Origin of the sequence: Nocardia sp. CDC153 (assembly GCF_035818515.1) — a bacterium.
Lineage (GTDB): Bacteria > Actinomycetota > Actinomycetes > Mycobacteriales > Mycobacteriaceae > Nocardia.
In genome coordinates, this window is record NZ_JAYKYU010000002.1 from 1,544,188 (window position 1) to 1,564,867 (window position 20,680).

19 protein-coding genes are annotated in these 20,680 nt (G+C 67.5%); 9 read left to right on the top strand and 10 right to left on the bottom strand.

Annotated elements, in window-relative coordinates; all coding sequences use genetic code 11:
- Positions 1-6 precede the first annotated feature (6 nt).
- Positions 7-1,923, bottom strand: coding sequence for a potassium transporter Kup (locus VMT65_RS15680; protein ID WP_326309193.1), 1,917 nt, complete (start codon positions 1,921-1,923; stop codon positions 7-9).
- A gap of 159 nt (positions 1,924-2,082) precedes the next feature.
- Complete coding sequence (locus tag VMT65_RS15685; RefSeq protein ID WP_326308929.1) at positions 2,083-2,418, bottom strand: ArsR family transcriptional regulator; 336 nt, start codon at positions 2,416-2,418, stop codon at positions 2,083-2,085.
- 112 nt (positions 2,419-2,530) lie between these two features.
- On the opposite strand from VMT65_RS15685, the gene VMT65_RS15690 reads away from it, so the two are divergent.
- Positions 2,531-2,824 (top strand): hypothetical protein, encoded by a 294-nt coding sequence (locus VMT65_RS15690; protein WP_326308930.1) that lies wholly within the window; start codon positions 2,531-2,533, stop codon positions 2,822-2,824.
- Between the two features lie 287 nt (positions 2,825-3,111).
- On the opposite strand, the gene VMT65_RS15695 is transcribed toward VMT65_RS15690, so the two are convergent.
- The 6 genes from VMT65_RS15695 to VMT65_RS15720 form a co-directional block, all read right to left on the bottom strand.
- Entirely contained in the window at positions 3,112-4,047 is a 936-nt protein-coding gene (locus VMT65_RS15695; RefSeq protein WP_326308931.1) for a potassium-transporting ATPase subunit C, read from the bottom strand.
- Positions 4,047-6,200, bottom strand: coding sequence for a potassium-transporting ATPase subunit KdpB (gene kdpB / locus VMT65_RS15700; protein WP_326308932.1), 2,154 nt, complete (start codon positions 6,198-6,200; stop codon positions 4,047-4,049). The genes VMT65_RS15695 and kdpB overlap by 1 nt, the downstream gene beginning before the upstream one ends.
- Positions 6,197-7,873, bottom strand: coding sequence for a potassium-transporting ATPase subunit KdpA (gene kdpA / locus VMT65_RS15705; protein ID WP_326308933.1), 1,677 nt, complete (start codon positions 7,871-7,873; stop codon positions 6,197-6,199). The genes kdpB and kdpA overlap by 4 nt, the downstream gene beginning before the upstream one ends.
- Positions 7,874-7,960 (bottom strand): K(+)-transporting ATPase subunit F, encoded by an 87-nt coding sequence (gene kdpF, locus VMT65_RS15710; protein WP_326309194.1) that lies wholly within the window; start codon positions 7,958-7,960, stop codon positions 7,874-7,876.
- The gene (locus VMT65_RS15715) at positions 7,957-8,067 is read right to left on the bottom strand and encodes a potassium-transporting ATPase (RefSeq protein ID WP_326308934.1); all 111 of its coding nucleotides are present in this window, start codon (positions 8,065-8,067) and stop codon (positions 7,957-7,959) included. The genes kdpF and VMT65_RS15715 overlap by 4 nt, the downstream gene beginning before the upstream one ends.
- Before the next feature lie 175 nt (positions 8,068-8,242).
- Positions 8,243-9,910, bottom strand: a complete 1,668-nt coding sequence (locus tag VMT65_RS15720; RefSeq protein ID WP_326308935.1) for a serine/threonine-protein kinase — start codon at positions 9,908-9,910, stop codon at positions 8,243-8,245.
- Positions 9,911-10,127: 217 nt separating this feature from the next.
- Between VMT65_RS15720 and VMT65_RS15725 the strand changes: the two genes are divergently transcribed.
- The 3 genes from VMT65_RS15725 to VMT65_RS15735 are packed head-to-tail and all read left to right on the top strand — an operon-like array spanning position 10,128 to position 13,509.
- Positions 10,128-10,280 carry a hypothetical protein gene (locus VMT65_RS15725; protein WP_326308936.1) on the top strand — a complete coding sequence of 51 codons (153 nt, stop codon included), beginning with the start codon at positions 10,128-10,130 and terminating at the stop codon, positions 10,278-10,280.
- The gene (locus tag VMT65_RS15730) at positions 10,277-12,808 is read left to right on the top strand and encodes a sensor histidine kinase KdpD (protein ID WP_326308937.1); all 2,532 of its coding nucleotides are present in this window, start codon (positions 10,277-10,279) and stop codon (positions 12,806-12,808) included. The genes VMT65_RS15725 and VMT65_RS15730 overlap by 4 nt, the downstream gene beginning before the upstream one ends.
- Positions 12,805-13,509 (top strand): response regulator, encoded by a 705-nt coding sequence (locus VMT65_RS15735; RefSeq protein ID WP_326308938.1) that lies wholly within the window; start codon positions 12,805-12,807, stop codon positions 13,507-13,509. The genes VMT65_RS15730 and VMT65_RS15735 overlap by 4 nt, the downstream gene beginning before the upstream one ends.
- Positions 13,510-13,595: 86 nt before the next feature.
- Here VMT65_RS15735 and VMT65_RS15740 read toward each other — a convergent pair whose 3' ends face one another.
- Positions 13,596-15,206 (bottom strand): alkaline phosphatase family protein, encoded by a 1,611-nt coding sequence (locus VMT65_RS15740; protein ID WP_326309195.1) that lies wholly within the window; start codon positions 15,204-15,206, stop codon positions 13,596-13,598.
- A gap of 127 nt (positions 15,207-15,333) precedes the next feature.
- On the bottom strand, positions 15,334-16,527 hold the full coding sequence (locus VMT65_RS15745) for a cytochrome P450 (protein WP_326308939.1): 1,194 nt from the start codon (positions 16,525-16,527) through the stop codon (positions 15,334-15,336).
- Positions 16,528-16,679: 152 nt separating this feature from the next.
- Here VMT65_RS15745 and VMT65_RS15750 point away from each other — a divergent pair, with 152 nt between their 5' ends.
- The 5 genes from VMT65_RS15750 (at position 16,680) to VMT65_RS15770 (ending at position 20,666) form a co-directional block, all read left to right on the top strand.
- On the top strand, positions 16,680-17,339 hold the full coding sequence (locus VMT65_RS15750) for an HAD family hydrolase (protein WP_326308940.1): 660 nt from the start codon (positions 16,680-16,682) through the stop codon (positions 17,337-17,339).
- A gap of 70 nt (positions 17,340-17,409) precedes the next feature.
- The gene (locus VMT65_RS15755) at positions 17,410-17,871 is read left to right on the top strand and encodes an OsmC family protein (protein WP_326308941.1); all 462 of its coding nucleotides are present in this window, start codon (positions 17,410-17,412) and stop codon (positions 17,869-17,871) included.
- Entirely contained in the window at positions 17,868-18,149 is a 282-nt protein-coding gene (locus VMT65_RS15760) for an acylphosphatase (protein ID WP_326308942.1), read from the top strand. The genes VMT65_RS15755 and VMT65_RS15760 overlap by 4 nt, the downstream gene beginning before the upstream one ends.
- 27 nt (positions 18,150-18,176) lie before the next feature.
- Positions 18,177-19,502, top strand: a complete 1,326-nt coding sequence (locus VMT65_RS15765; RefSeq protein ID WP_326308943.1) for a hypothetical protein — start codon at positions 18,177-18,179, stop codon at positions 19,500-19,502.
- A complete protein-coding gene (locus VMT65_RS15770; RefSeq protein ID WP_326308944.1) occupies positions 19,503-20,666 on the top strand; it encodes a glutathionylspermidine synthase family protein in 1,164 nt (387 codons plus the stop codon). It abuts the gene before it with no gap.
- Positions 20,667-20,680 lie beyond the last annotated feature (14 nt).

The following is a 20,680-nucleotide window of genomic DNA, read 5'->3' on the forward strand; positions in this document are numbered from 1 at the left end:
GGCGGGCTACACCTCGATCTGGGAACCCATGATCACCGTGTGTTCGCGGGGGAGGGCGAAGTATTCGGCGGCGTCGGCGGTGATGTGGGAGGTGGCTATGAAGAGGCGTTTGCGCCACATGGCCATGGTGGGGGCGTCGCCGCGAAGCAGTTCGATCTTCGACAGGAAGTAGGACGGGCGGTCCAGGTCGAGCACGCCCTCGGTGTCGGCGGGGTCCAGGAGGCGAAGGGCCGCTGGGACATTCGGGGTTTCCATGTAGCCGTAGCGGGAGGTGACGTGGATGATGCCGTCGTCGGCGTAACCGAGGTGATCCACCGAGATCCGTTCCGCCACAGGAATACGCGGCACCATTTCGGTGTGAATGGTCAGGATCACGACCTGGCGGTGGCGGACGTGGTTGTGTTCCACGTTCGCCCGCATGGCCAGGGGCGCGGTCTCCTTGCCGCGATTGAGGAAGATCGCGGTGCCCGGGACCGTCACCACCTGCGACGGATCGGCGCGCAGGCCATCCACGAATTCCCGCAGCGACCCTTCGGTGTGTTCCCGTTCGGCGGTGACGATTTCGCGTCCGCGCTGCCAGGTGGTCATGATCGTGAACGCGAGGACGGCGATGAGCAGCGGCAGCCACGCGCCGTGCACGAGCTTGGTCAGGTTCGCGGCGAAGAAGAGCAGGTCCACGGTGAGCAGCGGGATCGCGCCGAGCAGCACCAGCCACATCGGCGTCTGCCAGCGCGCCCGCGCGACGTAGAAGAACAGCAGCGTGGTGATGCTGATCGTGCCGGTCACCGCCATGCCGAACGCGTAGGCCAGCGCCTCGGAGCTGCGGAAGGCGAAGACCAGGGTCAGCACCGAGACCATGAGCAGCCAGTTGATCCACGGCACATAGATCTGTCCGACCGTGGTCTCGGAGGTGTGCGCGACCCGCAGCCGTGGCAAATAGCCGAGTTGCGCCGCCTGCGCCGCGACCGAGAACGCGCCGGTGATCACCGCCTGCGACGCGATGACCGTTGCGGCCGTGGCCAAGAGCACGATGGCCAGCCGTCCCCAGCCGGGAGTGAGCAGGAAGAACGGCGCACTGATATTGGCCGGGTTGTCGAGGATCAACGCGCCCTGGCCCAGGTAGCTGAGCACGCACGCGGGAAAGACGAGCAGCAGCCACGCCCGGGTGATCGCGCTGCGACCGAAGTGCCCCATATCGGCGTAGAGGGCTTCCGCGCCGGTCACCGCCAGCACGATGGCGGCGAGCGCGAAGAACGCGATCCCGAAGTGCCCGAACAGGAATCCGAGCGCGTAGGTCGGCGAGAGCGCCTGCAGAATGTCCGGATTCTTGGTGATGCCCCCGATCCCGCAGGCCCCGATCACCAGGAACCAGGCGATCATGATCGGCCCGAAAACCCGTCCGACCGCGGCCGTCCCGCGCCGCTGCACCAGGAACAGCACCAGGATGATCACCGCGGTGATCGGCACGACGAAATCGCCCATCGAGGACGAGACGGTCTTGGCGCCCTCCACCGCCGAGAGCACCGAGATGGCCGGGGTGATCATGCTGTCGCCGAGAAACAGTGAGGCCCCGAAGATTCCGAGCGCCGCCAGCATCACGGCGGTCCGCCGCCCACCCGGCAGGGTCCAACGGCGCAGCAGCGTGATCAACGCCATGATGCCGCCCTCGCCCTCGTTGTCGGCGCGCATGGCGAGCAGCACGTAGGTGACGGTCACGATGATCATGACCGACCAGAACACCAGCGAGACGACGCCGAAGATATTGTCCCGACTCACCGGAACCGGGTGCGGGTCATCGGGATTGAAGACGGTTTGCAAGGTGTAGATCGGGCTGGTGCCGATGTCCCCGAACACCACCCCGAGCGCCCCGACCGTCAGCGCGACCCGTGATCCCGTATGCCCGGAAGGCGCTTGCGCGACCATCTCACCCGCCGACCCGCTCGCCGACATCGCCACACCGTCCTCCTCCGCACGGACTCGACCGGTTGCCCGCGCATCGCCCGGACGATACCGGTCGATCGTGCGCATTCGGTCGGGGCATGCCGGGCGGCGGCCGAGGATCGGTCGGGGGGTCTCGACGGCTCAGCGGTCCAGGGTCGAATCCGTGTGCTCGTAGAGCGCTTCCCAGACCGCGAAGCTGGCGAGCAATTCGACGGTGCGCCAACCGCTGGGGGTCAGGCGGATCGGGGTGGTGAGGTCGAGGAGGTCGTCCCAGCTGCCGATGCCGTCGGCGGTCACCAGGCCGTAGGCGGCGACCACGCGCAGGACGCGGGAGACGCCGGGGCGGCGCAGTCCCAGAACCGAACGGAGTTCGCGAACCGTGCGCGGGCCCTGGGCCAGCTGATCGAGCAGTTCCACCACGCCCCGGTGATTCACCAACATGCGCAATGCGGACAGCTCATCCGCACGGTCGTTCATGGCCTCGACGCTAGAGCGCGGCCAGTACTGGACGGCCGATCTTGACGGCACCTGTTCGCAACGCCCCGGCTTCTTTACCGATTCCTAACGGCCGAATCGCCGGGTGATCGGCATGGCGGTGACCGAATTGTCGGATGACGCCATGGGCGACAGTCTGAAGCCCGGCACCGGCATCGGCACCCGGGAGGACGCCCAACGCGTGCTCGGTGACGACCAGCCCCCTGCGCCGGCCGCCACCAGCTGCCGCACCCTCGCGGCCACCAACCCGTCGGGAGCCTCCTTCTGCGAGGTCCCGCTCACCAACGACATGCTGAAAACCATTGCGGACCTGCCGGGTTCGATCGGCTACAGCGAATACTCCTACGCCGCAGGAAATTCCGGCGTCAAAACGGTGACAATCGATTGATACGCGGCCACCCGCGAACAGGTCCTCGGCCACACCTACCCGTTCTGGAGTGTCGAATACGCCTACAGCAATGGGGAACTCCCCGCCGATTCCCCGGCTGCCGCCTTCCTGCGCTTCCTGACGAGCGGCACGGGCAAGGACGTCCTGCGCGCGCACGGCAATACCCCGTGTGGCGAACTACCGAACCCGACCGCCTGCACACCCTGAATTGCCAAGGGCCCCGGTCACTCTCGTGAGCACTGTGGAGAACTCCAAGAGCGGACCGGGGCCCGAGCGGCGAGCGAGGATCAGCCCTTGAACGGGTACTTGCTGTCCAAGTCGTAGTTCAGCTCGACGACATTGACCGTGGGCTCACCCATGAAGCCGAGCGCCCGGCCGCTCTTGTGGGCATCCACCAGCGCCTTGATCTGGTCGACGGACACGTTGCGCGCCTTGGCGACTCGCGCCACCTGGATGGCCGCGTACTCCGGGGAGATCTGCGGGTCCAGGCCGGAGGCCGAGGCGGTCACCGCATCGGTCGGCACCGGGGTGTCGGCCGAGGCGTCGCCGCGGATGGGCACGATCTGACCGGCGGAGTAGTCCTCGCCACGCTTGGCGCACTCCACCGTCACACCCTCGTACGCCTGCTGGAACGGCACCGTCGGATTCTTCGCATCGGTCGAGCAGGCCTCGTTGACGCTGATCACCTGGGTCGGGTGGGTGACCAGGCCGTGCGAATCACGGTCGCCCATCACCGCCAGCACCGCGCCGACCCCGCCGGAGGTGCAGTACGGGCGGCTACCGTCCACGCCCTCGAGGGTGGCGACCGCCTGGCTGCGCGAGCAGACGGTGCTGAGCAGACTCAGCTTGTCCTTCTTCGGATCGGTGGCGTCGAGGGTGTCGACCACCGACTCCGGGCCCATGTTTCCGAAGGAGGAGTTCAGCGGGTTGTAGCCGTCGGGGCTCGGGTTGTCTCCGTCGGTCCACGCCGCGTTGGACGGACGCGTCTGGAAGTACTGCACCAGCGCGTTGCCCTTGCCGTCGGTAAAGGCCTGACCGATCAGGCTGGACCCGACGATCTTGCCGTCCTGCTTGATCAGCGACCCGTCGGCCTTGTCCTTGAGCCCCGGCAGCTGCGAGATGCCGAGAACGACGGCGGGATAGATGATTCCGGTGATCACCGTGAGCACCAGCAGCGCTCGCAGCGCCGCGATGTGCTGGCGAATCCAAGCTGACATACGCATTAGGACATCCCCGGGAAGAATTGAATGACAAGGTCGATGAGCTTGATCCCGATGAACGGCGCGATGATGCCACCGAGGCCGTAGATGTACAGGTTGCGGCTCAACAGCTTCGACGCGCTCGACGGACGGTAGTTCACACCGCGCAGCGCCAGCGGGATCAGACCCACGATGACGAGCGCGTTGAAGATGACCGCCGAGAGGATCGCCGACTGCGGCGAGTGCAGTCGCATGATGTTCAGGACATCCAGGCCCGGGAACAGCACCACGAACATCGCGGGAATGATCGCGAAGTACTTGGCGATGTCGTTGGCGATCGAGAACGTGGTGAGCGCACCGCGGGTGATCAGCAACTGCTTGCCGATCTCCACGATTTCGATCAGCTTGGTCGGGTCGGAGTCCAGGTCGACCATGTTGCCCGCCTCTTTCGCGGCGGACGTACCGGTGTTCATGGCCACACCCACGTCGGCCTGCGCGAGCGCGGGCGCGTCGTTGGTGCCGTCACCGGTCATGGCGACCATGCGGCCACCGGCCTGCTCCTTCTTGATGAGCGCGAGCTTGTCCTCCGGAGTCGCCTCCGCGAGGAAGTCGTCCACGCCCGCCTCGTCGGCAATCGCCTTGGCGGTCAACGGATTGTCGCCGGTGATCATGACGGTGCGGATGCCCATCTTGCGCATCTCGTCGAAGCGCTCCCGCATGCCCTGCTTGACGACGTCCTTGAGGTGGATGACGCCCAGCAGCTTGGCGGTGCCCTTCTTGATCTCCGCCACCACCAGCGGGGTGCCGCCGGAGGCCGAGATGCCGTCGACGGTCTCGCCGACCTGAGCCGGGACCTCGCCGCCATTGGAGCGAACCCATTCGGTGACGGCACTGGCCGCGCCCTTGCGCAACTGATGACCGTCGGCCATGTCCACACCCGACATGCGGGTCTGAGCGGTGAATTCCACCCAGGTCGCGCCGACCAGCTCGCCGGGGGTGCGCTCGCGCTTGTTGTACGCGGTCTTGGCGTACACCACGATGGAGCGGCCCTCGGGGGTCTCGTCCGCGAGGCTGGAAAGCTGTGCGGCGTCGGCCAATTCGTCGGAGGTGACGCCCGGCATCGGCACGAAGTCCGCGGCCTGACGGTTACCGAGGGTGATGGTGCCGGTCTTGTCCAGCAGCAGTGTGTTCACGTCACCGGCGGCCTCCACGGCACGACCGGACATGGCGAGCACATTGCGTTGCACCAAGCGGTCCATACCGGCGATGCCGATGGCGGACAGCAGCGCGCCGATCGTGGTCGGGATGAGACAGACCAGCAGCGAGACCATCACGATGCCGGTGACACCGTTCATGTCGAGTGCCTGGTTGTCGCTCACGCCCGGGTTGTTGACCTTGGAGAAGATGGCCAGCGGCTGCAGGGTCGCCACCGCGAACACGAAGATGATCGTGAGGGCGGCCAGCAGGATGTTCAGCGCGATCTCGTTCGGCGTCTTCTGCCGCGAGGCGCCCTCGACCAGCGCGATCATCTTGTCGATGAACGAGCCGCCCGGCTCCTGCGTGATCTTGACGACGATGCGGTCCGACAGCACCGTGGTGCCGCCGGTGACCGCGGAACGGTCGCCGCCGGACTCCCGGATGACGGGCGCGGACTCGCCGGTAATGGCCGATTCGTCCACGGAGGCAATGCCTTCCACGACATCACCGTCACCGGGGATGACCTGTCCGGCCTCGACGACGACGAAGTCGCCGCGCTGCAGTTCCGGAGCCGCGACCTTCTCCTCGACCACACGAGCGCCCGGGGACCAGTTCACGAGACGGCGGGCGATGGTGTCTGTCTTGGCCTTGCGCAGCGTGTCGGCCTGCGCCTTGCCGCGGCCCTCGGCCACGGCCTCGGCCAGGTTGGCGAAGATGACCGTGAGCCACAGCCAGGCCACGATCGCCCACGCGAAGAAGGTCGGCTTGGCGACCGCGAGAATGGTGCTCCAGACTGCGCCGATCTCCACGATCAGCATGACCGGATTGCGCCACATGACACGCGGATCCAGCTTCTTCACCGCGTCCGGCAGGGACTTGACCAGCATCTTGGGGTCGAACAACCCCGCCGTGACGCCGCCGCGCTTGGGCTTGCCGTGCGCCTTCTTGTCCGGCGCGGAATCGATTACGGGAGTGCTCATGAGTGGATTCCTTCAGCGAGCGGGCCGAGCGCCAGCATGGGCAGGAAGGTGAGCGCGACCAGGATGACGGTCACGCCCGCGACCATGCCGACGAATTGCGGCCGATGCGTCGGCAGCGTGCCCTCGGAGGCGGGGGTATGACCCTGCGCCGCCAGCGAACCGGCCAGTGCCAGCACGAAGATCATGGGGATGAAGCGGCCGAACGCCATGGCCAGGCCGAGCGCGGTGTTCCACCAGACGGTATTGCCGCTCAGACCGGCGAAGGCCGAACCGTTGTTGTTGGCCGCGGAGGTGAAGGCGTACAACACCTCCGAGAGTCCGTGCGGACCCGAGTTGGCCATGCCGGCTCGTTCGCCCGGCAGTGCCATGGCGATGGCGGTACCGGTCAGCACGATCAGCGGCGTCACCAGGAAATACGAAGCGGCGAGCTTGATTTCCTTCGGGGTGATCTTCTTGCCCAGGTACTCCGGGGTGCGGCCGACCATCAGGCCCGCCACGAACACGGTGATGACCGCGAGGATCAGCATGCCGTACAGACCGGAACCGGTACCACCGGGCGCGACCTCACCGAGCTGCATGTTGAACATGGTCATCATGCCGCCGAGGCTGGTGTACGAGTCGTGCGCGGAGTCCACCGCACCGGTCGAGGTGAGCGTGGTCGCCGTGGCGAAGGTCGCCGAATTCGATACGCCGAAGCGGGTTTCCACGCCCTCCATGGACGCGCCGATCGCCGACGGCACCGTGCCGTGATGCTGCAGCTGGAAGACGTTCATCGCCGTCAGGCTCAGCAGTGCCAGGGTCGCCATGACCGCGGCGATGGCCGCGCCCTGCTTCTTGGAGCCGACCATGCGCCCGAAGGTGCGCGGCAGCGAGAAGCTGATCACCAGCAGCAGGAAGATCTCGATCCAGTTGGTCCACGCGGTCGGGTTCTCGAACGGGTGCGCGGAGTTCACGTTGTAGAAGCCGCCACCGTTGGTGCCCAGTTCCTTGATGACTTCCTGGGAAGCGACCAGTCCGCCCGGCAGGTTTTGCGAACCGGTGTTGCCCACGGTCGTCGCGACCTGGTCGTAGACGTGCAGATTCTGGATGACACCACCCGCGACCAGCACGACCGCGAAAATAATGGCGAACGGCAACAGAATCCGGATGGTTCCCCTCACCAGATCCACCCAGAAGTTGCCGAGTTCGCCGGTGTGACGGCGGGCGAAACCGCGCACCAGCGCGACCGCCACGGCCATACCCACGGCCGCCGAGACGAAGTTCTGCACGCCCAGGCCCACGGCCTGCACGACGTGACCCATCGTCGACTCACCGGCATAGTTCTGCCAGTTCGTATTGGTGACGAAGCTGATGGCGGTGTTCCACGCCAGATCCGCGGTCATCTTGGTGCCCGGATCGTTCAGGTGCAACGGCAGTTTGCCCTGAATCAGCTGCAGGAAGAACAGGAACAGCACGCTGACGGCCGAGAAGGCCAGCACACTGCGCGCGTAGATGGCCCAGGTCATCTCGACGCCCGGCTGCACGCCGATCAGTCGGTAGATGCCCTTTTCGGCCTTGGAGTGCTTCTCACCGCTGTACACCCGGTACATGTAGTCGCCCAGGGGCACATGCACCGCGGCCAGCGCGATGACAAGGGATACCGCGAACAGGATCCCCGCTGTTGTAGTGCTCACTTAGAACCTCTCCGGATACAGCAGCGCCGCCACGAGATAGATGGCGATACCGATGGCAAGGACCAGACCGATAATGTTCTGCGTCACAGCCGTTCCACCCCGCGTTGGATCAAGCCGAACAGGGCGAAGAGCGCCACCGTCAGCACCGTGAACACCACGACGAGCATGTCTCGAAACCTCTCTCTACTTGGCACGTCCCGAGACGCGCCGGAGTGAGTCAAGCGCCCGAAATGCATGGATTCGAGGTCCTTTACGCCTTCTTAGCGTGCCAGACCTCCGCATTGACGCTCCGCTTACAGGGTGACGTGGCGTGGCGCACAATTGTCGTCGACATCCCGCGCGTAGGCGTCAAGAAACCGTCAGGACCAGCTATTTCGCGTAAACCCGGAGGATGGTGCCGTCAAGGGCGGCGGATACGTAGCCGCCGTCGCCGTATGCGGTGGAGAGGTAGACGCGCAGCACCTGCTGGCCGTTGGTGAAGGTTCCGGCGGTGTCGACGATGATGTAGCGGCTCGTCGGGTTGGGGACCTTCAGCTGCTCGGCGGCGGTGGCCAGGAGGGTGGGCAGGATGTCCCAGTTGACGGAGCTGAGATCGATGGTGGGGTCGGTGAGTCGGCCGCCGATGCCGTCATGGGTGGCCGCGCCATTGCGGTAGGTGAACTTGTCGTAGTGCTTGGGCTCGTTCGGCACCGGTGCACCGGTGATGACGTATTCGGGGTAGATGGTGGTCTCGGTGAATTGTTTTCCGCCCGCTACCTTCTCAAGGGCGGCGACGGCCGTGCGCATGCCGTCGGGGGTCAGCAGATCGACGGTGGCGGCGCTCTTGGCGGTCGTGGGGGCGATGACCGTCGGCGGGATGACGCCGCTGGGCAGCGCGATGCCGGAGGGCTGAGCCCGGCCGGGCGGCTGGCCGGCCCCACCCTGGCCGTCCGAGGAAGAAGGCCACAGCGCGATGGCCGCCACGGCGGCGGCAACCAGCACCACCGCACCGCCAGCGAAGATCCACGGGCGCGAATTGCGTTGCGGCGCATCGGTGACCGGGTCCGGCGGAATCGGCGGATACGCCAGCGGCGCGTGGAATCCTTGCGGCGGCGGTTGCGGAGAGTAGGGCCGAGGAGGCGGTGTCGCCAGGAATTCCCGCGGCGCGGTCACCGTCCGGTTCGGGCCCGAAAGCTGGTGGAAAGCGGGTGGTTCCGCGGGGTTTTCACCGGTGACCTGGGCGAGCATACGGTCGACCTGGTCGGCGGGTGGGCGGTGGCCGGGGTTGGGGACCAACAGGGCGTTGAGGACCGGGGTCAGGGGTCCGGCCTGGCGGGGTGGCGGGACCGAGCCCATGAGGACGGCTGCGAGGGTGGCGACGTCGGTGTCCCGGCGCATCGGCTGGTAGCCCTCGACGGCGGCGAACAGCACCAGGCCCAGCGACCAGAGGTCGGAGGCCGGGTTACCCTCGTGCCCCTGAAGACGCTCGGGGGCGACATACGGCAGCGAGCCCACCACGCTGCCGGTGGAGGTGAGGCCGGTCAGGTCGTTGACGGCGGCGATGCCGAAATCGGTGAGAACGGGCGAACCGTCGGTGCGCAGCAACACATTCGGCGGCTTCACATCGCGGTGCAGGACGCCGACGGCGTGCGCGGCGCGCAGTCCGGCGAGAATCCCCCGGCCGACCCACGCGGCGTGGGCGGGAGGCATGGGTCCCTCGGCCAGTTTGTCGGCGAGCGAGCCGCCCGCGACCAACTCCATGACGATCCACGGATGTTTCTCGGCGGGCGTGTCGACGATGTGGTGGATGGCGACCACATTCGGGTGGGTGATGCGGGCCAGGGCGCGGGCCTCGCGCAGCACCCGTTCGCGCTGCTGTTCGGCCGAACCGGTATCGCCCTGGGCCGATCCGGTATCGCCCTCGGCGCGCACTTCCTTCAGCGCCACCTCACGATGCAGCGCGATGTCGTAGGCCCGCCACACCGTGCCCATGCCGCCGCTACCGAGGGGCTCGAGCAACTCGAAACGCCCGTCGACCATTGCCCGCCCGGAACTCACGTGCGACAGCTTAGGGTCGGCTCCCCCGCCGCGCGAGATCTCGTACCGGGCGGTCCGGTGCGGTCCGCTCGGATCCTGTCAACAACTCGACACGCGAGCGTAAAGAAACCGTCAGGAACGGTGATCTGACCAGCACAGAATGTATGAAGTGGAGAGTCCGGCCGCGCCCACGAACGCGCGGCCGGGCACCGACCTCGGGCATATGTAAGGAGAAGCCGTGCCGCACGTCGCCGTCACCTTGATGGTGATCTTCGGGTTCATCGCTTGCGCACTGGTGTTGCGCGCACTCGCCGCCGCCGAAGGCACTCGCGAACCCCTCCGCACGGCGCAACAGGGCATCCGCGCACCGCGCGCGATGATGGACGAGTGAAACGCGGCCAACTACGCATTTATCTCGGCGCTGCCCCCGGTGTGGGCAAGACCTACGCGATGCTCTCCGAAGCGCATCGGCGGCTCGAGCGTGGGCGCGATGTGGTGGCCGCCGTCGTGGAGACCCACGGGCGCTCGAAAACGGCGGGTCTGCTCGGCGGGATCGAGCGCATTCCGCCGAAACTGATCGAATACCGCGGCACGACAATGCCGGAACTGGATGTCGAGGCCGTGCTGCGGCGACGCCCGGCCGTGGTGTTGGTCGACGAGCTGGCGCACACCAACGTCCCGGGCAGCAAGCACGAGAAGCGTTGGCAGGACGTGCAGGAACTGCTGGACGCGGGCATCGACGTGGTGTCCACGGTCAATGTGCAGCACCTCGAGAGCCTCAACGACGTGGTCGAGCAGATCACCGGGGTGGTGCAGCGAGAAACCGTGCCGGACTGGGTGGTTCGCTCCGCCGACCAGGTGGAGCTGGTCGACATCACCCCGGAAGCCCTGCGCCGCAGGATGTCCCACGGCAATGTCTACGCCGCCGAGAAGGTCGACGCGGCCCTGCGCAACTACTTCCGCCCCGGCAATCTGACCGCCCTGCGCGAACTGGCGCTGCTGTGGCTGGCCGATCAGGTCGATGCCGCGCTCGCCAAATACCGTGCGGACCACAAGATCACCACCACCTGGGAGGCCCGCGAGCGCGTGGTGGTGGCCGTGACCGGCGGCCCGGAATCCGAGACCATCGTGCGCCGCGCCAGCCGCATCGCGGCCAAGTCCAGCGCCGAGCTGATCGTGGTGCACATCGTGCGCGGTGACGGGCTGGCCGGGGTGTCGGCGCAGCGGCTGGCCCGCCTGCGCGACCTGGCGACCAGTCTCGACGCCAGCCTGCACACCGTCACCGGCGAGGACGTGCCCACGGCCCTCCTGGATTTCGCGCGCCAGGTCAACGCGACCCAGCTGGTGCTGGGCACCTCCCGGCGCTCGCGCTGGGCGCGCATGCTCGACGAGGGCATCGGCGCGACCGTGGTGCAGGAGTCCGGCAAGATCGACGTGCACATGGTGACCCACGAAGAATCCAACAAGGGCGGCAAATTCCGCTGGTCCGCCCTGAGCCGGAACGAACGCAAGGTCACCTCCTGGTCGGCCGCGTTCTTCGTGCCCTCGCTCATCTGCGCGGTCACCTACTTCTGGCTGGATCGCATGCTGGACCTCAGCGGCGAGAGCGCCCTGTTCTTCATCGGCGTCATCGCGGTGTCGCTGCTGGGCGGCATCGCCCCGGCCGCGCTGTCGGCCATCCTGTCCGGTGTCCTGCTGAACTGGTTCTTCACCGAACCCCGCTACAGCCTGACCATCGCCCAGCTCGACAACTTCCTCACCATCGTGGTGCTGCTGTTCGTGGCGGTCGCGGTGGCGGCGCTGGTGGACACCGCGGCCAAGCGAACCCGGGAGGCGCGCAAGGCCTCTCGGCAGGCCGAACTGCTCGCCCTGTTCGCGGGCTCGGTGCTGCACGGCGCGGATCTGCAGGATCTGCTCGAGCGCGCCCGCGAGACCTACGGCCAGGAGGCGGTCAGCCTGATCACCGACCACGAGGTGGTCGCGTCGGCGGGCGAGAACCCGCCCAGCAAGGTCGACGACTCCCTCACCGCATTGGAGGCAGGCGATGACATCCACTGGCTGCTGCTGCGCGGACGCCCCGTGAACTCCGGGGATCGCCTCGTCCTGGGCGCGGTCGCGAATCAGGCAGCCGGACTGGTGCATCAGACGCAACTGCAGGAGGAGGCCACCGCCGCCCAGGCGGTCATGGAGGCCGACAAACTGCGCCGCGCCCTGCTCTCGGCGGTCAGCCACGATCTGCGCACCCCGCTGGCCGCGGCCAAGGCGGCGGTCTCCAGCCTGCGCAGCGAGGACGTGGAGTTCTCCCCCGAGGACACCGCCGAATTGCTGGAAACCATCGAGGAATCGGTGGATCAGCTGACCGCGCTGGTCGGCAACCTGCTCGATTCCTCGCGCCTGGCGGTCGGCGTGATCAAGCCGCAGGTGCGCAAGGTCTACCTGGACGAGGTGGTGCACCACGCACTCATGGGCATGGGCACGCGCGGCATGCGCCGCACCACCATGGACCGGGTGAAGGTCGATGTGGACGCGGTCTCGGTGCGCGCCGATCCGGGCCTGCTGGAACGGGTGCTGGCCAATCTCATCGACAATGCCGCCCGCTATTCGCCCCGGGACTCGGTGGTGCGCGTGGCCGCCGAACAGGTCGGGATGCGGGTGGCGATTACCGTGGTGGATACCGGGCCGGGCGTACCGACCGGCCTCGAGGATCAATTGTTCGAGCCGTTCCAGCGGCTCGGCGACCGCGACAACTCCACCGGCGTGGGTCTGGGACTCTCGGTGGTGCGCGGTTTCGTGGACGCCATGGGCGGCACCGTGCACGCGGAGCCCACCCCCGGCGGTGGCTTGACCATGGTGATCGATCTGCCCGCGGGTGACGAACCCGCCGACACGGATACGAATTCGGACAAGGAGATCGGGTGACGAACGCGGCGGTAGCGCCGACCAAAGTACTCGTGGTCGATGACGAACCACAGATTCTGCGCGCCCTGCGCATCAATCTGTCGGTGCGCGGCTACGACGTGACCACCGCGAGCAATGGGGCCGCAGCATTGCGCGGCGCTGCCGAGAAGCATCCCGACGTCATCATCCTCGACCTCGGCCTGCCGGACATGGACGGCATCGAAGTCCTTGCGGGCCTGCGGGGTTGGTCCACCGCGCCGGTCATCGTGCTGTCCGCGCGCACCGACTCCTCCGACAAGGTGGAGGCCCTGGACGCGGGCGCGGACGACTATGTCACCAAACCCTTCGGCATGGACGAACTGCTCGCCCGCCTGCGCGCGGCCGTCCGCCGCTCGGCCAATACCGCCGCCGACACCGCCGAGCCGATCATCGAAACCGCCTCCTTCACGGTCGATCTCGCCGCGAAGAAGGTGACCCGCCACGGCCACGACGTGCACCTGACCCCCACCGAATGGGGCGTGCTGGAAATGCTGGTCCGCAACCGCGGCAAACTCGTCGGCCGCCGCGAGCTGCTGCGCGAGGTCTGGGGCCCCTCCTACGCGACCGAAACCCATTACCTGCGTGTCTATCTCGCCCAACTACGCCGCAAACTGGAGGACGACCCCTCCCAGCCCAAACACCTGCTCACCGAAGCGGGCATGGGCTACCGCTTCCAGGCGTAATCGGTCGAGAAAAGATCAGGGAGCTCTCAGCGCGGGGAATCGGACAGGATTCCGCGCGGAGAGCTCCCTGATCTGGGTAGGACCCTTTAGCTCGGCAGGGTTGCCGTGTGTTCGAGGTTCACGGCGTCGAGTTTGTGGGGGTCCAGGCCGAGGCGGTCGAGGATGGTGGGTGCCATCTGGGTGAGGGAAACCTGGTCGGGGACTTCGTGCTTGGCGATGCCGGAGCCGACAACCAGCAGCGGGACGTGGCGGTCCTCGGGGCTGGCGCCGCCGTGCTCGGCGATCTTGGACTTGCCGCCGGTGTAGACGGTGCCGTTGGTGCCGGCGAACAGGTCGGGCACGCGCGGGTCGTCGGTGGCCGCGCCGAAGTAGGTGGTGGCGTCCGCGCCCGCGTAGACCTGGTTCTGGTCCACGCCCGAGGCGGTGAACGGCTTCGGGTTGCCGTTGATGTCGGTGCCGGTTCCGTTGGCCTCCAGCAGCTTTCGCTTGGCGAAGGCGGTGGCCTCGGGCGAGCGGTCGGCCAGCCACCACAGGATGGCGGCATCGTCGATGGAGTGCGCGATCAGCTGCGGGGTCTGCGGGTGGGTGGCCGCCCACTCCTTGTTGATCCCGTCGATGATCGGCTTGTCGTCGACCCGGGTCAGCGCGTCCGGCCTGATCGGCGACTGGCCGTGCTTGGCGGTCACCACGATGGTGGTCTTGTCGGTCAGGCCCGCCTTGTCCAGCGCGCCGACGAACCGGCCGATCTGCTGGTCCACGAAGTCCAGCGAATCCGACAGCAGCGCACCGGGTTTGCCGTCCGCGGTGTAGCCCTTGGAGGCGGGCAGCTTCTGGGTGACCGACACCGCCTGGAAGTTCATGCCGAACACCGCGGGCACGCCGACCTGCTTGGCGCCGGAGTGGTCCTTGCCATTGATCTCGTTGACGATGGCGTCGGCCTTGTAGGTGTCGTAGCGCTTGGTCTGGTCCGCGTCCTTGGTCCAGGCGGCGCCTTTGGGCGAGTTGGAGTCGATCTCCGGGGTGAACAGATCGTCGATCGACTTGCCGCCCTTGGCGTTCATCATCTGGTACGCCGGATGCTTGTCCGACCACGCGGTGCGCTGGCCGGCGGCGTGCACCACCGAGAACACGGAATTCACCTTCAGGTAGTCCGACGGCGAGATCGGCTTGCAGGTGGTCGGATCCACCGGCAGTTTGGCCGGATCCAGCACCGCGCTCGGATCGTCGGTCATGGCCATGATGCCGTCCGGCAGCCCAGACAGACCCTGGCCGCCATCCAGGTCCTCGGTCTTCTTGTCGATCTCCTCGGTCAGCGGGACCTGCGCGCCCTTCTTGGCGGTGGCGCAGTCCTTGGTGCCCGCCGGGAACAGGTCCCGGGCGTAGGTGTCGTCGTAGTAGACGCCGGTGGTCTTGGGGCTGCCGCCGGTGATCATGGCGATCGTGCCCGGGAAGGAGTCCGCGGGGGCCAGCACCTGCGCGTTGGTGTACTGCGCGCCGCGCGCGGTCAGCTTGGCCAGCGCCGAATCCGGATGCGCCGCCACGTAATCGGCCAGATCCGACTGATGCATGCCGTCGATCGACAGCAGCAGCACATGCTGATCGTGCTTGACCGAATCGCCGCTCCCACACGCCGCGACCGCCATCCCCATTGCCGCACACGCACCGGCCGCTGCCAGCCGGTAACCCACCTTGCGCACCTGTCTCAACTCCGTTTCCTCACATCCGACACCCTGAACGCGAGTGCCGAGATTCCGGAAAGGGTTGCGGGCGCGGGTAACGGCCGGGCGTCGCGGCGGTGATCGGGCCGCGAACATTGGTCGCTGGTCAGCGGGTCAGGCGCAGCGGCAGCGATTTGAGGCCGTTGTTCAGATTCGAGCGGATGCGGCGGGCGTCGCCGGTCTGCTCCATGCGCGGGAAGCGGGCCAGCAGCTCCTCGAAGAACACGCGGCCCTCCAATCGGGCCAGGTGCACGCCCAGGCAGAAGTGCTGGGCCAGGCCGAACGACAAGTGCGGATTGGGGTTACGGCGGATGTCGAAGGTCTGCGGGTCGGCGAAGACGTCCTCGTCGCGGTTGGCGGAGGTGTACCACATGGCCACCTTGTCGCCCGCCTTGATCGGGACGCCGCGCAATTCGGTGTCGGCGGTGGCCGTGCGGCGGAAGTAGTGGATCGGATTGGCCACGCGCAGAATCTCCTCCACCGCACCGGGAATCAGGGACGGGTCGGCGCGCAGGGCCGCGAGCTGCTCCGGATGTCGCAGCAGCAGCTGCAGACCCGAGGACAGCATGGTCTTGGTGGTGTCGTTGCCCGCCGTCACCAGCTGGGTGAAGAAGCTGCCGAACTCCAAGTCCGACATGGGTTGTCCGCCGAACGCCCCGGCCAGGATGAGCGAGGTGATGTCCGGCTTCGGCTCCTGGGCCCGGCGCGCCATGGCGAACTGGATGGCGTAGACGGCCATATTGGTGAGCTCGGCCGTCACGTCGAAATCGCCGACCAGCTCCGGATCCTGTTGGCTGGTGGACTGTTCGGCCCACCGCCGGATGCTCGGCCAGTCCTGCTCCGGAATCCCGAACAGCCCGCCGATCACCTGGCTGGGCAGCACGCCCGCCACGTCGTGCACGAATTCCACGTCGCCGTCGACGGTGTCGAGCAGGGCGCGGGTCAGCTCCCGGATCCGGTCCTCCAGCTCGCCGACCACCCGGGCCTTGAAATGCTCGGCCAGCGGCTTGCGGTATTCGGTGTGCCGCGGCGGATCCATCATCAACAGCATGTTGCGGGTCTGCTCGAGTCGCTCGGGCGGCAGATTCTCCAGGATCACACCCTCGCGCTCGGCGGAGAACAACCGCGGATTGCGTGCCACGTGCGCCACATCCGCGTGTTTGAGGACCGCCCAGTAGCCCGGCTCCCCCGGCATGTCCTGCCAATGCACGGGATCGGTGCGCCGCAGCTCGGCGAAGATCTCATGGATCGGCCCGGCGACGTACAGCTCGGGATCGTAGATGTCGGTCACCGTACCCACGGCCCACCTCGGTATTCACTTGCGGGTCTGCGTCTCTCGCTTCGGACGCTAACCCCGAGCCGCGGTGGACGGTGCGGTTCGAGGACGCCATCTCATTCAGTGGACACACCCCAGATCGAGTGCGCGAGCCCGGATGAACCACGATGGAGGCCATGGCTGTTGCGGCGATCGTGTTCGACATGGATGGCGTGCTCATCGACACCGAACCCATTTGGGAGCAGGTGCGGCGCGAGTACATCGACGAACTGGGCGGGCGCTGGCTGCCCGACACCCAGGACCGGTTCATGGGGATGAGCACGGCCGAATGGTCGGAGTACACGAGCAAGGACCTGCTCGACGGCCGCCGCACACCCGAACAGGTCGCCGAGGATGTGATCTCGCGCATGGCCGCGCGCTACAGCGACCATTTGCCGCTCATGCCGAACGCCGTCGAGACCGTGCGGCGACTGGGAGCCGACTACACGCTCGGCCTCGCGAGTTCGTCTCCGCGCAGGCTCATCGATGTGGTGCTCGACCACATGGGTGTCACCGAGCTGTTCGCCGCGACGGTGTCCACCGAGGAGGTCGAGCGCGGCAAGCCCGCGCCCGACGGCTACCTCGAGGCCGCGGCCCGGCTCGGCATCGAACCGAACCGCTGTGTGGCCGTCGAGGATTCCAGCAATGGCCTGCGTGCCGCGGCCGCGGCGGGCATGACGGTGATCGCGGTCCCGCACCCGAAATATCCGCCCGCCGCCGACGCCATCGCGCTCGCCGCGGCCGTCGCCGAGAGCCTGAAGGACGTGACGCCCGAACTGGTGGCGGAATTCCGCTGACGGCGCCGGTGTTCCGAACGAGCGGCAACCAGATGGTTGTCCCGGGTGACTCAATGGGAGGATTGTCCCTATGTCCGATCAGACCGCCGCATCGCAGACCGCCGCCGACCTGTCCGCCGAGCCGGTCAAGCTGTGGGCCGAACGCACCGGCACCCGCGCCTACACCGGCCGCAACAACCGCGGCGGTGAGGTGCTCATCGCGTCCGCGGGCGTGCCGGGCGCGTTCACCCCGGGTGAGCTGCTGAAGATCGCGCTCGCGGGCTGCACCGGGCTCAGCGCCGACTTCACCCTCTCGCGCCGCCTGGGCGACACCTTCGACGCCACCGTGCACGTCTCCGGTGACGCCGATCGCGAGAACGAGGTGTATCCCGAGCTCAATGAGGAAGTCGAGCTCGACCTCAGCGAACTCGACGCCGAATCGCGCGAGCGCCTGCTGGTCGCCGCGCAGCGCGCCATCGACAAGGTGTGCACCGTGGGCCGCACCCTGAAGGCGGGCACCACCGTGAACCTCACCTTCCGCGTCGACGAATGAGCGCTGACCCGGTCCGACTCAGCGCCTGGGTGCACGGGTTCGTCCAGGGCGTCGGCTTCCGCTGGTGGACCCGCTCGCGCGCCCTGGAGCTGGGTCTGACCGGCTACGCCCGCAATCACCGCGACGGCCGCGTCCACGTCGTCGCCGAAGGTCCCCGCGATCGCTGCGAAACCCTGCTCGACCTGCTACGTTCCGGTACTACACCGGGCCGGGTAAACCTGGTGGTGGAAGACTGGAACACCGCCCAGGGCGGCATGACAGGATTCGAAGAACGCTAGCGAGCGGCGAGCCCACGGAGTCGACCAATGCCCACAGACCGCCCCCGTGATCCGGACACCCCGGACCACCCCACCCCCGACCCCGCCCACCCCGCCGAACCCGATTCCGCCCGAACCGATCCCACCCGGCCGCTCCACGAGCATCACCCGCTCCCCCCGTACCCGGAGGACGCCGCGGCCCACCCTGGGCTCGAGCGTTACCCCGTACCCCCGAACCCGGACGAGGCCGCAGCGGCGCGCGGTTCCGAGCCCACGATCCGGTTCGCTACGCCCGCCACCGACCAGCCCGCGCCCGATTTGCCCAGTGCGCCCGCCTCGGGCCACCCCGGCAGCCATGAGCCGACGCTCGCGCTACCGAGCGAATCCGACTTCAGCGCGGACCATTTCGAGCACCACCCCGTACCCCCGTATCCGGAGGGCGAGCCCGAGGCACCTGCGCCCGGCGGCGCGGCCGAGACCCCCGGCGGCGGGCAGGACCGGCCGGGTGGCCAGGATCCGGCTCTCGTGCTGCCCGGCGAATCCGGTAGCGGTGCGGGCGAATCCGGCGGCCCGGGTGAGCACCGGCCGACCTTGCCGCTGCCCGCGGATTTCGGGGCGGGCGAGGGTGAGCGACATGAGCCGCATCATCGGTTGGCGGGGGAATCCCACGGTGGGGCCGGGCCTTTCGGGGAGCCCGAGGTCGGGGTGAGTACTCCGCCGACGTTCGATTTGCCGGTGCCGTCGTTGGAGCCGGAAGCGCCGCCGTTGCCAGCGATCGCGACGCCGCCGCGGCGGGGCAAGATCACCACGCAGGAGGCCGGGGTTACGCAGCCGCGGCCGCCGACGGTCGCGGAGGCGCGGGCGCGGGAGAAGGCGCGCAAGCGGGCCGAGGAGGCGGAACGCGCCGCGGCCGAAGCCGAGGAAGCCAAGCGGCGCAAGAAGAAGCGGGTGCTCATCGGCGGCGCGGCGGTGGTCGGCATCGCGGCGCTGGTGGGCGGCGGATACCTGGTCGCCCAGGCGTGGAACGGCCCCGAGGTGACCGCGTATTGCACGGTGGTGGCCAAGAACGGTGAGGTCGTGCCCATTGGGAACGGGCAGACCGTGACCGCCACCCAGGACAATCAGGAGATCACCGTTCCGGACAACTACTGTTCGGACGCGGAGGATCACGGCAACAGCGGCATCAATCCGGGGTTCTTCTTCCTCGCGGGGCATTCGTACCGCTACTACTACGGGGGCACCGGCACCATCGGGCACGCGCCGACCGGGGGCAGCATCAACCCGCCCAGCGGGGCGACGGTGAAAACCAAGAGCGGCAGCACGATTCAACGCGGCGGTCTCGGCGCGAAGCTTCATGGGAAGGGCGGTTCCTAAGTGCGGCGAGTGCGCAGCACTCCGCGGCCGGGCTGGCAGCGGATCATCGAGGGGCAAGGTCTGGTCTACGGGTCGCCGGGGCAGTACGCGAACGGTCAACCCCGGCCGTACTGGGACGAATCGGTGCACTACGAGTTCGACATGGACGAGATCCTGGCCATGGAGGCGCAGGTCGAAGTCCTGCATTCGATGTGCCTGCACGCCGTGGAACAGGTGGTGCTGACCGAGCGTTTCGCGGATTTCGGTCTGCCGCAGTGGAGTTGGGAGCACATCACCAAGTCCTGGCACCGCTCCGACCCGCACATCTACGGCCGTTTCGACCTGCGTTACGACGGCAAGGCCCCCGCGAAACTGTTGGAGTACAACGCCGATACGCCCACCTCCCTGCTGGAGGCGGCAATCGTGCAGTGGCACTGGCTCACCGACACCCATCCGGACGACGACCAGTGGAATTCCCTGCACGAGAAGCTCGTCGAGCGCTGGGGCGAGATGCGCGAGCGCCTGCCGGGCAGCCAGCTGCACTTCAGCTGGTCCAGCGCGGACGGCTCCGGTGAGGACAATGTCACCACCGCCTACATGCAGGAGACCGCCGCCGAGGCCGGTTTCGACACCGTCGCCCTCCCCATCGAGGAGGTCGGATTCGATTCGGAGCTGGACCGTTTCGTGGATCTGGCCGAGGCGCCCATCGAGGCCATCTTCAAGCTCTACCCGTGGGAGTGGGCCCTCGACGACGACTTCGGCAAGCGCGTGGTCGAATCGCTGCCGGAAACCATGTGGATCGAACCGCTCTGGAAGACCCTGCTGTCCAACAAGGCCATCCTGGCCGTGCTGTGGGAGATGTACCCCGGCCACCCCAACCTGCTGCCCGCCTACCTCGACGACCCGCACGAGCTCACCGAGTACATCAAGAAACCCAAGCTCGGTCGTGAGGGCGCGAACATGACCATTGTCGGCGCGGGTCTGGAGACCGCCACCGGCGGCGTCTACGGCGACGAGGGCTACGTCTACCAATTGCTGGACCCGCTCCCCGAATTCGACGGCATGCGACCGGTGCTGGGTGCTTGGATCGTGGGCGACACCTCGGCGGGCCTGGGCATCCGGGAAACCGTCGGTCTCATCACCGATGACAGCTCCACCTTCGTCCCGCACCGAATACCTCAGTAGCCCCCTGATCCACG

What these genes read in the sequence shown, in the direction of transcription:
- VMT65_RS15685 (WP_326308929.1), bottom strand. Translation starts at nt 2,418, where the DNA reads ATGAACGACCGTGCGGATGAGCTGTCCGCATTGCGCATGTTGGTGAAT.
- VMT65_RS15750 (WP_326308940.1), top strand. Translation starts at nt 16,680, where the DNA reads ATGGCTGTTGCGGCGATCGTGTTCGACATGGATGGCGTGCTCATCGAC.
- VMT65_RS15695 (WP_326308931.1), bottom strand. Translation starts at nt 4,047, where the DNA reads ATGCGTATGTCAGCTTGGATTCGCCAGCACATCGCGGCGCTGCGAGCG.
- VMT65_RS15755 (WP_326308941.1), top strand. Translation starts at nt 17,410, where the DNA reads ATGTCCGATCAGACCGCCGCATCGCAGACCGCCGCCGACCTGTCCGCC.
- VMT65_RS15690 (WP_326308930.1), top strand. Translation starts at nt 2,531, where the DNA reads ATGGCGGTGACCGAATTGTCGGATGACGCCATGGGCGACAGTCTGAAG.
- VMT65_RS15680 (WP_326309193.1), bottom strand. Translation starts at nt 1,923, where the DNA reads ATGGTCGCGCAAGCGCCTTCCGGGCATACGGGATCACGGGTCGCGCTG.
- VMT65_RS15765 (WP_326308943.1), top strand. Translation starts at nt 18,177, where the DNA reads ATGCCCACAGACCGCCCCCGTGATCCGGACACCCCGGACCACCCCACC.
- kdpB (WP_326308932.1), bottom strand. Translation starts at nt 6,200, where the DNA reads ATGAGCACTCCCGTAATCGATTCCGCGCCGGACAAGAAGGCGCACGGC.
- VMT65_RS15760 (WP_326308942.1), top strand. Translation starts at nt 17,868, where the DNA reads ATGAGCGCTGACCCGGTCCGACTCAGCGCCTGGGTGCACGGGTTCGTC.